The following is a 13,531-nucleotide window of genomic DNA, read 5'->3' as shown; positions in this document are numbered from 1 at the left end:
CAAAAGTAACAAAAGTAACAAAAGTAACAAAAGTAACAAAAGTAACAAAAGTAACAAAAGTAACCACCCTACCTAGAAAAGCAACAGTAAGTACAAATTGATTTATTAAAGCGGTATTGAGCTTCTAATACGTAAAGTAATTATAAATGTTTTTTAATTTTATTTAGTAAAAATGAGCATAAAAAAACCACATTAAAGTGGTTTAATTAAAAGGGATAATAGCTTATTAATAAGTTACTTATTTACCAATACAGAAGCTTGAGAAGATACGCCCTAATAAGTCATCAGATGTAAATTCACCGGTTATCTCACTTAAGTGTTGCTGTGTTAAACGCAACTCTTCTGCCAGTAATTCACCCGCTTGATACTCTTCGAGTTGTACTTTACCTTCAAGTAAATGTTTTTCAGCCTGATCAATCGCTTCTAAATGACGACGTCTTGCCATAAAGCCGCCTTCAGTATTACCTTGATAGCCCATTATATCTTTAAGGTGTTGTTTTAAATCATCAACACCTAAACCTGTTTTTGCTGATATTCGATAAACAGGATGATTTTCATGTTCAGTCATTGATAACACTTCACCTGTTAAATCAGCTTTATTACGCACAACGGTTAAACCTACGCCTTTAGGTAACTTTTCAATAAAGTCAGGCCAAATATCACGAGGATCTTCAGCATCAGTTGTTGTTGCATCTAGCATAAATAAGATGCGGTCTGCATTTTGAATTTCAGTCCAAGCACGTTCAATACCGATACGTTCGACTTCATCCGCACCTTCACGTAAACCAGCAGTATCAATAATATGCAATGGCATACCATCAATGTGAATGTGTTCACGCATCACATCTCGGGTTGTACCCGCAATATCTGTTACAATCGCACTTTCTTTACCCACTAATGTGTTTAATAAACTCGATTTACCTGCATTAGGGCGTCCAGCAATCACCACTTTCATACCATCTCGTAAAATCGCACCTTGTTTGGCTTGTTCTTTTACCGCACTCAGGTTATCGATAATCTGATAGAGGTCTTTTGCTATTTTTCCATCGCTTAAAAAGTCCACTTCTTCTTCAGGGAAGTCAATTGATGCTTCAACATAAATACGTAAATAGATAAGGCTTTCAACTAAATCATTTACTTTATTCGAAAACTCACCCTGTAACGAATTTAAAGCGCTTTTTGCTGCTTGTTCTGAGCTAGCTTCAATTAAGTCAGCAATAGCCTCTGCTTGTGCTAAATCTAGCTTATCATTCATAAATGCACGTTCAGAGAACTCACCAGGATTGGCACTACGAAGGTTTTTAATGGTTAAGATAGCTTTGATCAGCATATCCATTACAACTGGACCGCCATGTCCCTGAAGCTCTAATACATCTTCACCTGTAAATGAATTAGGCCCTTTAAATAATATCGCAATACCTTGGTCTAACACTTCGTTATTTTGGTCGTGAAAAGGGAGGTACTCTGCATAACGTACTTTAGGTAACTTACCTAAAACAATTTGTGCAACCGCTTCTGCATCAGGTCCAGAAACACGCACAATGCCAACACCACCACGCCCAGGTGCAGTTGCTTGTGCAACAATAGTATCAGTCGCTTTTATCATGTTCTGTTCCTAAAAAATGAAGCCAATAAAAAAGGCGACCATTATAGTCGCCTTTTATCAATTACTAAATAATATAATTATTTATGATGCTTTATGTAAAAGCTAAATAGTTAAATTATTTTTTATGTCCTAAACCTTGCTTTTCAAACTGACGGTAAATAATAGTTTGCTGAACTAATGTTACGATATTACTCATTAACCAGTAAAGTACTAAACCTGCAGGGAACCACAAGAAGAAGAAAGTAAAGACAACAGGCATAAACTTCATAATTTTCTGCTGCATTGGGTCTTGAACCGTAGCAGGAGACATTTTTTGAATGAAGAACATACTCACACCCATCAAGATAGGTAAGATGTAGAACGGGTCTTGTACTGATAAATCCTGGATCCAGAACATAAATGGTGCGTGACGCAGTTCAACCGCTTCCATTAATGACCAGTATAAAGCAATGAATATTGGCATCTGTAATAAGATAGGGAAACAACCACCTAATGGGTTAACTTTCTCTTCTTTGTACATTTCCATCATCGCTTTTGATACTTTCTGACGATCTTCGCCATATTTTTCACGTAAAGCTTGAATCTTAGGCTGTAATAAACGCATTTTAGCCATTGACGTATATTGTGCTTTTGTCAGTGGGTATAAAAGGCCTTTAACAGTGAAAGTAATTAAGATGATTGCAACACCCCAGTTACCAACAATACCTTGGAAGAATAACAATAATTTAAACAATGGTTGTGCAAGCCACCATAACCAACCGTAATCTACAGTTAAGTCTAAGTTCTCACCAACTTGTGCCATTTCTTCTTGTAATTTAGGACCAATCCAAAGGTTTGTAGCAAACTTTTCAGTGCTATTAGGTGCAATTGTTTTAATCGGCGATTTAAAGCCAATCGTTGCATCTGTATTTTGAATTATTTTACTGTATAGCACATTAGTATCTGTTGATGATGGAATCCAAGCTGACACAAAGTAATGCTGTAACATTGCAACCCAACCCCCTTCAGTTGTTTTGTTTAGTCCGCGTTCGCGCATATCATCATAACTGTATTTACTATATTTAGTATCAGATGTTGAGAAAGCACCACCGCGATATACAGGCATCATTAAATTTGTTGAATGATCTTGTAATGACTCTTTTAACTGACCATACAGTTGTACGTTAATATCAGCATCCGATTTGTTTTCAATCGTGTAATCAACATTAACATTAAAATCGCCACGTTTTAGCGTGAAGGTTTTAGTGAAGATATTACCTTGCTGATCAACATAACGTAATACTGTAGAAACAGATTCTTGACCTTCAGAAATAATACTTTCAGTATTTTCAACGCTGTAGAAAGGGCGACCTTTTGGATTTGCATCCGGTCCTTGTTTACCAATTAAACCGCTTTGTGCTATATAGGTAAAGCCGTTGCCATTTTCTAATAAACGGAATGGAACACCAGAATCAAGTTGCTCATCATGCTCAATTAAATCAGCAACAATGACATCACCGCCCACTAAGGTAATCTCTAAGCGTAATTGATCATTAGCTAATACAGCGATTGCGCTTGTAGATGCTTGTGTTGGTACTTGAACAGAAGAAGATGAAGAACTATCTTCTGATGAAGTTGGTACATCAGCACTATGATTACTAGTCGATGGAACTGATGATTTTGTCGTACTTTGTTCAGTCGTTTGCGCTGTAGCAGCTGGCTGAGGTGCTTGCTCAACAACCCATGCTTGATATAGCAAGAAGCTAACAAACAAAAGTGCGAGGAAAAGTAAATTGCGTTGTGATTCCATAACGTATTTTATCTCTAAGGTTTAGGTTTATTTTTAGTTGCGCAACAAGGAGGTACAGGATCATATCCTCCTTCATTAAAAGGATGGCACTTTACAAGACGACAGCCCGCTAGCCAACATCCCTTAATCATACCATGACTCTTAATTGCTTCTATCGCATAATGTGAACAACTTGGCGTAAAACGACAACGAGGTCCAAGAATGGGACTAATAACTAGCTGATAACCACGAATGAATTTAATGGCTACCCATTGCAGCGCTGCACTAATTTTCGCCATAACTTATCCAATACTTTATGAAGTTCTTGATTTGATAAATCAGCAATACCAGCTTTAGCAACGACTACTATATCGATGTTTGGAAGCTCATGTTGTTGAAGGCGGAAATGATCTCTTACAATGCGACGAATACGATTACGTCCTACAGCATGTTTAATGTGCTTTTTAGGAATAGCCATACCAATACGGGGGTGTTCAAAAGTATTTTTTCTAGCAAGAAGAGTTAGGTGTGGAGATACTGCTGGAATAGCATTTTTAAATACAGGTTGAAAATCATCGGGAGTTAACAAACGTAACTCCCGAGAAAACGAATAATTCACCACGTCTGGTAAATTATGCGCTTAAGCTAGCGCGGCCTTTAGCACGACGACGAGCTAATACGGCACGACCGTTCTTAGTCGCCATACGAGTTCTAAAACCGTGTGAACGCTTACGCTTAATGTTGCTTGGTTGAAAAGTACGTTTCATGCTCTTTTCCACTTATTGTTAAGTACTGTACAGTAGCTAGATTTTTTAATTTTTTTTGCTTAATTACTATAAAGTAACCAAACAATAATAATCAAAAGCATTAGCCGATTAAAAAGAGAGCGAATTCTATTGATTGATCGACTAAAAGTCAATCAGAGATGCTTCTTTCTGGTAGATTAAATTAATATTCCTTAGAAAAGAATCCTAAGTAAAAAAATCGTCACTACGAGCCAAACTCAAAAGTCAGGGTGGCGCGATTATATATAAGCGACACCAATAAGCAAGGATCTTCCTTGATCTTATAAAGTTAGATTTGTAAATAACTAAATTATCTCGTTGTGGATAAAGTACCCAGTGGTAGATGATAGCTACTCACAAGCTTGTGGATTCTTTAACCATTGAATGAGTTTAAATACAAGGATCTTTTTTTTATTTTTGTTCACTGATCTTATAGCGTCCAGACGATCTTATCGGTAGAATTATCCGCCCTAATGTATTTACTGGAGTTCCACAATGTCCCTCGCTATTTGGCAAGAATGTTTAGCACAATTAAAAGATGAGCTATCAGCAGGAGACTTTAGTACTTGGTTACGTCCTTTACAGGCAGAATACGATAATGAAACGTTATCATTATACTCGCCAAACAAGTACACCAGCGAATGGGTCCGTGAAAAGTACATGGATATCATTGAGACTAAATTACAAACATTAGTACATGAAGTAGATGAAAACCTCACCATTAAAATTCGTTTATTAGTCGGTACTGCTAATGCAGCAGCTAATAAACCAGCAGCAGCCAAAATCGCACCAGCATTAAATACTCAACAACCTTGGGAAGGTGAATCCAAAGCAACCACAGTTGCACATAAAAGTAATTTAATTAAAAAATACACTTTTGATAACTTTGTTGAAGGTAAGTCAAATAATTTTGCGATCGCGACAACACAACAAATAGCAGAGAATCCAGGTGATGTGTATAACCCATTATTTTTATATGCTCATCCCGGCTTAGGTAAAACACATTTATTACATGCAGTAGGTAATGCAATTGTTGCTGAAAATCCTGATAGTAAAGTTGTTTACATTCGTTCAGAACGTTTTGTTCAAGATATGATCAATTCAATTCGTAACAATACGATTGAACAATTTAAAGAATATTACGCGTCGTTAGATGCACTATTAATAGATGACATTCATTTCTTCGCTGGAAAAGACCGTTCTCAAGAAGTGTTATTCCAAACCTTTAATTCAATGTTAGATGCTCACCAACAAGTTATTTTAACCAGTGATCGCTTTCCAAAAGAGATTGAAGGTATAGATGAACGACTACGTACACGTTTTGGTTGGGGATTATCAATTCCAATTGATCCACCTGAACTAGAAACGCGTGTTGCTATCTTAATTACTAAAGCTGAAGAACGAGGTTTGCATTTACCTGATGATGTTGCTTTCTTTATTGCAAAACGTCTAACAATTACCGATGTTCGTGTATTAGAAGGCGCAATTGCTAATATTTCAGCAAAAGCACAGTTTACAGGACAAGATATCACTATCTCGTTAGTACAAGATGCATTACGCGATATGTTAGCCGTTCACACAAAACAAACGACAGTTGATAATATTCAAAAGGTAGTGGCAGAACATTACCGCATTAAAATTTCTGATATGTCTTCAAAACGCCGTACTCGTACAGTGGCTCGTCCACGTCAAATAGCCATGGCATTAGCGAAAGAGTTAACTCAACATAGCTTACCTGAAATAGGCGAAGCTTTTGGCGGCCGAGACCATACTACAGTGCTACATGCTTGTCGTAAGGTACAAGAGTTACGTCGTGAAAATAACGATATTCAAGAAGATTACAAAATACTTATCCGCACGTTGTCAATGTAAGAAAAGGTTATCTGATGAAATTTACTATTTCTCGTGAAATATTATTACGCCCATTACAATTAGTTGTTGGCTCTGTTGCAGGCGGACGTCCAGCTTTGCCTATCATGGGTAATATCCTCATTGAGGTAAAAGATAATTTTTTAAACTTAACAGGCACAGATTTAGAAGTTGAATTAATGGCACAAATCCCATTAGAACAAGCTTCTACTGAGGGTGCTATTACGGTACCAGCGCGTAAGTTATTAGATATATGCCGTGGTTTGGCCGATCCTTGTGAAGTGACATTTGAAGTGAAGAATGAACGCGTTACAGTACGATCAGGACGTAGCCGTTATTTACTATCGACATTACCTTCTATCGATTTCCCTAATATAGAGTCATGGCAGAGTTTGATTGAACTAACTGTGCCACAAACTGAATTTAAAAAACTCATTGAGTTCACTCAGTTTGCAATGGCTAGCCAAGATGTTCGTTATTACCTAAATGGCATGTTCTTTGAAGTATCAGGTAACACACTACGTAGTGTGTCTACCGATGGGCACCGTCTAGCCTCATGTTCTATTAACATCGACCAAGCGATTGAAGAGCAATCAGTGATTGTACCTCGAAAAGGGGTCTTAGAATTAGTTAAGCTGTTAGATAAAGACCAAGCTAATGTCACTATTCAATTAGGTAAAAATAATTTACGTGCAGTGATTGACGGTTTTGTATTTACCACTAAATTAGTGGATGGACGTTTCCCTGATTACCGACGCGTTATCCCACGCAATGGCGATAAAGAATTAATATCTAGCCGTGAAACATTAAAACAAGCATTCAGTCGCGCAGCTATTTTATCCAATGAGAAATTCCGTGGTGTTCGCTTAACGCTATCAGAAAACTTGTTAAAGATTACTGCTAATAACCCTGAACGAGAAGAAGCAGAAGAATACATCGATGTTGATTACCATTCAGCAGAGTTAGAAATAGGCTTTAATGTAAGCTATGTACTTGATGTATTAAACACCTTAAAAAGTGAACAAGTTAAAATTACATTCAGTACATCAGATCATAGTGCATTAATAGAGTCTCTTGATAGTGATGACTCACTTTATGTACTAATGCCAATGCGTTTATAACCATAAACATTATTATTATAAAAGTGTTTGATGCAATAACAACACTGGGTATTAACAACCTAGCCATAAAAAAACATTCAACTTATTTAGGGAATTGATTAATGTCATTACAGAAATTAATCATCAATCAATTCCGTAATATCGACTCCGCCACTATTAATTTTGACCCTAAGGTAAATTTAATTGTAGGCGAAAACGGCAGTGGTAAATCTTCTTTATTAGAGGCCATTTACTTATTGGGTTTAGGGCGTTCTTTTCGCACGCATTTAACCAATAGAGTCATTCAACACGAACAAAGCCACTTTACGCTTTACAGTGAAATTAACTATCAACAACGTGTATTTCCTATCGGTTTGCAAAAATCGAGAGGCGGTGAAACTACTCTTAAGATTGATGGTCAGATAGTTAAGAAATTGGCCTCTTTAACCCAATATATTCCAATGCAATTAATTACTCCAGAAAGCTATACTTTACTATCAGGAAGTCCTAAAAATCGCCGTGCTTATCTAGATTGGGGTGTTTTTTACCACGATCCTTTATTTTATAGTAACTGGGCTCGCATAAAGCGACTATTAAAGCAAAGGAATGCAGCTTTAAAGCAATGTAACGCTTACAAAGAGCTTCAAGTATGGGATAATGAACTTTGTGTCTTAAGTGAGAGAATAAGCGCGCAGAGGGCCGATTACTTTGCGAAATTGCAGCCTTTAATAGCACAAACTATTGCAGATTTTTTGCCTGAGTTTACTATCGATAGCAAATTCTTTTGTGGATGGGACAAAAACAACAAACCGTTAGCACAATATTTATCCGATAATTTCCATCGAGATAAACAATTAGGTTATACAAGTGTTGGGCCACAAAAAGCCGATTTAAAAATAAAAATCAATGGTTTACCTGTGGATGATGTTTTGTCTAGAGGGCAACTAAAGTTACTTGTTTATGCATTACGTTTAGCACAAGGTTTATTCTTAAACTCGGTAGATCATAAGCAGTGTGTTTTTTTAATTGATGACTTCAGTTCTGAACTCGACAGCAGCAAGCAAAAAATATTAGCAAAACATATTATAGAGTCCAATGCTCAGGTATTTATTAGCGCGATTTCAGCGAATAGCATTGGTGATTTATTCACACAAGAACGCACTTTGTTTCACGTGAAACAGGGTAAAATTACAGTAGAAAGGTGAAAGTTTTATGGCTGAGAATAGTTATGATTCGTCAAGTATTAAAGTACTAAAAGGGTTAGATGCAGTTCGCAAACGCCCTGGCATGTATATCGGTGATACCGATGACGGTACGGGTCTACACCACATGGTTTTTGAAGTTTTAGATAACTCAATCGATGAAGCTTTAGCAGGGCACTGTAGCGATATTATTTGTACTATCCATACTGATGGAAGTGTTTCAGTACGCGATGATGGACGTGGTATTCCTGTTGATATGCATGAAGAAGAAGGCGTATCAGCAGCAGAAGTTATCATGACAGTATTACACGCCGGCGGTAAATTTGATGATAACTCTTATAAAGTATCAGGCGGATTACACGGTGTAGGTGTATCGGTAGTAAATGCGTTATCTGATAAATTACGTTTAACCGTTAAACGTAGTGGTAATATTCATCAACAAACATACGCAAAAGGTGAGCCTGAAGCACCAATTGCTGTTATCGGTGATACAGATCAAACCGGTACAGAGATTCGTTTTTGGCCTAGCCCATCGACCTTCTCAAATGTGACATTCCAATATGACATTTTAGCTAAACGTTTACGTGAATTATCATTTTTGAATTCTGGTGTATCTATTAAATTAATAGATAAACGTGAAGAAGATAAAGCAGATCATTTCCATTATGAAGGTGGTATACACGCTTTTGTTGAATATTTAAATAAAAATAAAACGCCAGTACATAATAAAATATTCCACTTTAATACAGAACATGAAGATGGCACTGCCGTTGAAGTTGCAATGCAATGGAATGATGGTTTCCAAGAAAACATCTATTGTTTTACTAATAATATTCCACAACGTGATGGTGGTTCTCACTTAACGGGTTTCCGTGGTGCGTTAACGCGTACTTTAAACTCTTACATTGAGAAAGAACTAGCAAAAGTTAAAAACAATAAAAACAAAACCTCTACTGAAGGCGGCGATTCACGTGAAGGCTTAACAGCGGTTATTTCTGTTAAAGTACCTGACCCGAAATTCTCTTCACAAACAAAAGATCGTTTAGTGTCATCTGAAGTTCGACCAATTGTTGAAGGCGCGATGAATGAACGCTTACAAGAGTTCTTATTAGAGAACCCTTCAGAAGCTAAAATCATCGTAGGCAAAATTGTTGATGCCGCGCGCGCACGTGAAGCTGCTCGTAAAGCTCGTGATATGACTCGTCGTAAAGGTGCATTAGATTTAGCTGGTTTACCAGGTAAGTTAGCCGATTGCCAAGAGAAAGACCCTGCACTTTCTGAACTATACATAGTGGAAGGGGACTCGGCTGGCGGAAGTGCGAAACAAGGCCGATCTCGTAAAAACCAAGCTATTTTACCGCTTAAAGGTAAAATTCTAAACGTTGAAAAAGCACGTTTTGATAAAATGTTATCTTCACAAGAAGTAGCGACACTGATCACTGCATTAGGGTGTGGTATTGGACGTGATGAATATAACCCAGAGAAAACACGTTATCACCGCATCATAATCATGACCGATGCCGACGTCGATGGTTCTCACATTCGTACGCTATTATTGACTTTCTTTTATCGTCAAATGCCTGAATTAATCGAAAATGGTTATATTTACATTGCTCAACCACCTCTTTATAAAGTGAAAAAAGGTAAGCAAGAGCAGTATCTTAAAGATGATCCTGCATTACAAGCTTACTTAACTGCATTAGCGATGGAGGGTGCTTCACTGCATGTTAATAGTGATGCTCCTGGGATTACCGGTGTACATTTACAAGGCATGATTGAACGTTACCGTACAGCACAAGAAACCATCGTACGTTTAACACGTCGTTACCCAAATGTGGTATTGGATAAATTAATCTATCAGCCTGAATTAAAAGCTGAGGATCTAGTTAATGCAGATAAAGTAACAACATGGATGGAAACTATTATTGAGGTGTTAAACCGCCAAGATTTAGAAGGGACTATCTATAAAGCAAACGTTGTTAAATCGGAAGATGAGTTAACTAACAAAATACTATTTACAGTACGTAAGCATGGTGTTGATACTATTTATACATTTGATGAAGAATTCTTCGGTTCAATTGAATACAAATCACTTGTTTCTTTAGGTGTAGAAATCCAAAATCTATTAGAAGAAGGCGCTTACATACAACGTGGTGATCGCACTAAACCTGTTGAAAACTTTATCGAAGCAGTAAACTGGTTAATGCATGAGTCGAAACGTGGCTTATACATACAACGATATAAAGGTCTAGGTGAGATGAACCCAAGTCAATTATGGGAAACAACAATGGACCCTAGCACTCGACACATGCTTCAAGTAACGGTTGATGATGCTGTTGGTGCAGACCAATTGTTTACTACCTTAATGGGTGACCATGTTGAACCTCGTCGTGCTTTCATTGAGAAGAATGCATTACGTGTTGGTAATATCGATATTTAGATTCATTCATTAATATCTAACTTCGTTTATTAATGACAACTTATTATTCATAGATTGTTATAAAGTTAAACAATATAAGAATCCAGCTAATAAGCTGGATTTTTTATGCCTACTACTATTTATATCTACTCATAAAATGTTTGATCGTGATATTAGAACTTATCAAGCATTGACTGTTTACCTATCAGTTATATTTATGACTCCTTTTTATTAGTGCTATATTGTTTAAATACCGTATTAAATAAGTGTCGTTTTTCGAAAAAACAAGTACTTCATACGTTTCGTATCTAATAAAAAAAGAAAAAATAAAAGAGAAAAACTAAATCGTGAAACAAACTATTTACAACAGAAATGTTAATGACGATTATTGATAGTCAGATTAGCTTAGGTGACATGAGATAATTAAAAATAACGTTTCCCCTCATAACTTATCATTATCACCCCCATTAAAAAATCAATCATTAGAATCCATTTCAGCCATTATTTATTACACTTAATTATAGCGCTCACAAGATATCACAGGCTCAATCTTAGTAATCCTTACATAGTTATGACTTATTACACTAACGTGCTCTATGTTCATATGAGAGGGGCACAGGATTGAAAATAAACATAATTACTGACACCTTGAATTAGATAACCCTTTAATTATGTAACATAACTATTTAACTCACTTTCTAATATAGCCAATCAATAATTCATTTGAATAGGTAGAATCATTAATTAATTTCATTATTAAAGTCAGTAAATAATTTTTCAAAGAAGTTTAGTTATAGAGATTAATGATAAATAGACCATCAGAAAAATAATCGCGATACTAATACCAAAAGAATTAATAAGGTGATAATTCTTGCTGGTTAAAGTCACCCCTAACTGCGTTGTGAGTTTTGAAGTGACAACAACTCACGCCTTATTAGTGTTAATTTTTCCTGCACAATCTCTGATCACTTATTTAATTCCATTGGTATAAATAATAGTATGCGAATAAATATTGATATGAACAATAGAAACTGGATCGATTAAATATGATTAATCATGCTTTAAAACTGATGAGTTACTTATTTTCGATGCTGTAATAAATTTGATAATAGATAATAGTAATGGAGGAGGATATATAATATTTATTAACGTAAAAATGAAGTTAACGCCTTAGCCACTCAAACATCAAACTTAATAGAAAATAAAAAATCATTGCTCATGTAATAGAGAACACATCTTAAGTAATGTCTGTAAAAAATGATTCAGTATTTTTAGTTAATTGAGTATTCATAATCGAATAACGATTATAAAACTAAATGCAGTTAATAAGTTTCAATTATATTTAAAAGATAGTTAAAGTAGTTGTGACTAATGTGATGCTATAGATAACCTTTTCTTTATTTCCAGGTTATACAAAAAAGACTCAAATATTAGAAAATAGAGAAGATGAAGTGTGCAGTTTGATATAAATAATGTTTTAGTTGTTTCACGTGAAACAACTAAAACATTATGAGTTTATTAATTATTTATCTTGATATAGTTCATTAACTACCGAAGCTAAAATATCAATACCACGTTCTACAACATCACTTTCTTGTGCATAATTAAGTCGGATACATTCATGTGTATGTTTCCAATCTTGATCAAGGCCAGGAAAGAAGTAATGTCCAGAGACAACAATCAGTCCTTTCTCTTTTAATTTTTTATACAGATCATTTGAGCTAATCGGCAAATCTTTAAACCAAAGCCAAAGAAATAATGCACCTTCTGCTTTATGAATCCTAAAATTCTTATTGGTTATTTTACTTAATAATAACGACATCGCTATTTGCGATTTATCTTGGTAAAAAGGTTTAATAACATCATTACTTAAGGTGATAATTTCTTTACTCTTGACTAAAGGTAAAACAATTTCAGGTCCAATTCCACCAGGTGATAAGGCCATAATGCCCGATAAGTTAGACATTGCTTTAATAATGGTAGGGTTTGCAATGACAATTCCACAGCGAGCGCCTGGTAAACCAAATTTAGATAAGCTCATGCACAAAATAGTATTGTCATTAAAATGAGCTTTAACATCTTCAAAGATGATATTTGGGAAAGGTGTGCCATAGGCATTATCAATTATTAATGGGATATTATGTTGCTTCGCTAATTTATCTAGCTTATCTATTTCACTATCAGTTAAAACATTACCGGTAGGATTAGTAGGGCGAGAAACACAAATAGCACCAATATCATCAGTTATTTCCAACGCATCGAAATCAACATGATATTTAAATTGCTGATTATCTAGCTCAGTAATTTTAGGACGAATAGCAACAAAAGAGGCTTCTGAAACACTTGCATCTGCATATCCAATATATTCAGGTGCTAATGGGAATAGTATTTTACGTTTTTTCCCATTACTAAAATCGCCCGCTAATAAATTAAACAAATAGAAAAAAGCATTCTGACTGCCATTGGTTAACATGATATTTTCTGATGATAAATCCCAATCATATAAATCATTAAACAGTTCTGCGAGTGCAATAATGAAAGAGTCTTTTCCTTGAGGTCCATCGTAATTTGCTAATGTATCAACTAGCTTTCCTTCATTTAACAGCGTCTGCATTAAATCGGTAAATCGTTGCTGAATAGCAGGTATAGATGCTGGATTACCTCCCCCTAACATTAGTATGTCATCGCCACCTTTTACACCTGCATTTAAATCATCCATTAATTCTGTAATACCTGAATGCTGTGTAAATTTATTTCCAAATGTTGAATAGGGCATGTAAAA

10 protein-coding genes are annotated in these 13,531 nt (G+C 35.7%); 4 read left to right on the top strand and 6 right to left on the bottom strand.

The features are described 5' to 3' along the window. Nucleotides 1-238 precede the first annotated feature (238 nt). The 5 genes from mnmE to rpmH form a co-directional block, all read right to left on the bottom strand. On the bottom strand, nt 239-1,606 hold the full coding sequence (gene mnmE / locus V6255_RS15745) for a tRNA uridine-5-carboxymethylaminomethyl(34) synthesis GTPase MnmE (protein WP_341629007.1): 1,368 nt from the start codon (nt 1,604-1,606) through the stop codon (nt 239-241). A 115-nt stretch (nt 1,607-1,721) separates the two neighbouring features. Then, nucleotides 1,722-3,395, bottom strand: a complete 1,674-nt coding sequence (gene yidC / locus V6255_RS15740; RefSeq protein WP_341629006.1) for a membrane protein insertase YidC — start codon at nt 3,393-3,395, stop codon at nt 1,722-1,724. 14 nt (nt 3,396-3,409) lie between these two features. Continuing rightward, nucleotides 3,410-3,673 (bottom strand): membrane protein insertion efficiency factor YidD, encoded by a 264-nt coding sequence (gene yidD, locus V6255_RS15735; protein ID WP_137297710.1) that lies wholly within the window; start codon nt 3,671-3,673, stop codon nt 3,410-3,412. Then, nucleotides 3,640-3,996, bottom strand: a complete 357-nt coding sequence (gene rnpA, locus V6255_RS15730; protein ID WP_137297709.1) for a ribonuclease P protein component — start codon at nt 3,994-3,996, stop codon at nt 3,640-3,642. The genes yidD and rnpA overlap by 34 nt, the downstream gene beginning before the upstream one ends. A 10-nt stretch (nt 3,997-4,006) precedes the next feature. Beyond that, nucleotides 4,007-4,141, bottom strand: coding sequence for a 50S ribosomal protein L34 (rpmH, locus tag V6255_RS15725; RefSeq protein WP_028869407.1), 135 nt, complete (start codon nt 4,139-4,141; stop codon nt 4,007-4,009). 513 nt (nt 4,142-4,654) lie between these two features. On the opposite strand from rpmH, the gene dnaA reads away from it, so the two are divergent. From dnaA to gyrB, 4 genes are all read left to right on the top strand, one after another. Continuing rightward, nucleotides 4,655-6,031 carry a chromosomal replication initiator protein DnaA gene (gene dnaA, locus V6255_RS15720; RefSeq protein ID WP_137297708.1) on the top strand — a complete coding sequence of 459 codons (1,377 nt, stop codon included), beginning with the start codon at nt 4,655-4,657 and terminating at the stop codon, nt 6,029-6,031. Between the two features lie 14 nt (nt 6,032-6,045). After that, nucleotides 6,046-7,149 (top strand): DNA polymerase III subunit beta, encoded by a 1,104-nt coding sequence (dnaN, locus tag V6255_RS15715; protein WP_341629005.1) that lies wholly within the window; start codon nt 6,046-6,048, stop codon nt 7,147-7,149. A 101-nt stretch (nt 7,150-7,250) separates the two neighbouring features. Beyond that, nucleotides 7,251-8,333: a DNA replication/repair protein RecF gene (recF, locus tag V6255_RS15710; RefSeq protein ID WP_298943624.1), complete on the top strand. Its 1,083-nt coding sequence runs from the start codon at nt 7,251-7,253 to the stop codon at nt 8,331-8,333. A 7-nt stretch (nt 8,334-8,340) separates the two neighbouring features. After that, a complete protein-coding gene (gene gyrB / locus V6255_RS15705) occupies nt 8,341-10,770 on the top strand; it encodes a DNA topoisomerase (ATP-hydrolyzing) subunit B (RefSeq protein ID WP_341629004.1) in 2,430 nt (809 codons plus the stop codon). Between the two features lie 1,501 nt (nt 10,771-12,271). On the opposite strand, the gene V6255_RS15700 is transcribed toward gyrB, so the two are convergent. Next, a complete protein-coding gene (locus V6255_RS15700) occupies nt 12,272-13,525 on the bottom strand; it encodes a valine--pyruvate transaminase (RefSeq protein ID WP_341629003.1) in 1,254 nt (417 codons plus the stop codon). Nucleotides 13,526-13,531 lie beyond the last annotated feature (6 nt).

The sequence above is a fragment of the Psychromonas arctica genome (assembly GCF_038155225.1).
Lineage (GTDB): Bacteria > Pseudomonadota > Gammaproteobacteria > Enterobacterales > Psychromonadaceae > Psychromonas > Psychromonas arctica_B.
This window is presented reverse-complemented; position numbering and strand designations above follow the sequence as displayed.

What these genes read in the sequence shown, in the direction of transcription:
- rpmH (WP_028869407.1), bottom strand. Translation starts at nt 4,141, where the DNA reads ATGAAACGTACTTTTCAACCAAGCAACATTAAGCGTAAGCGTTCACAC.
- V6255_RS15700 (WP_341629003.1), bottom strand. Translation starts at nt 13,525, where the DNA reads ATGCCCTATTCAACATTTGGAAATAAATTTACACAGCATTCAGGTATT.
- recF (WP_298943624.1), top strand. Translation starts at nt 7,251, where the DNA reads ATGTCATTACAGAAATTAATCATCAATCAATTCCGTAATATCGACTCC.
- dnaN (WP_341629005.1), top strand. Translation starts at nt 6,046, where the DNA reads ATGAAATTTACTATTTCTCGTGAAATATTATTACGCCCATTACAATTA.
- yidC (WP_341629006.1), bottom strand. Translation starts at nt 3,395, where the DNA reads ATGGAATCACAACGCAATTTACTTTTCCTCGCACTTTTGTTTGTTAGC.
- gyrB (WP_341629004.1), top strand. Translation starts at nt 8,341, where the DNA reads ATGGCTGAGAATAGTTATGATTCGTCAAGTATTAAAGTACTAAAAGGG.
- dnaA (WP_137297708.1), top strand. Translation starts at nt 4,655, where the DNA reads ATGTCCCTCGCTATTTGGCAAGAATGTTTAGCACAATTAAAAGATGAG.
- mnmE (WP_341629007.1), bottom strand. Translation starts at nt 1,606, where the DNA reads ATGATAAAAGCGACTGATACTATTGTTGCACAAGCAACTGCACCTGGG.
- yidD (WP_137297710.1), bottom strand. Translation starts at nt 3,673, where the DNA reads ATGGCGAAAATTAGTGCAGCGCTGCAATGGGTAGCCATTAAATTCATT.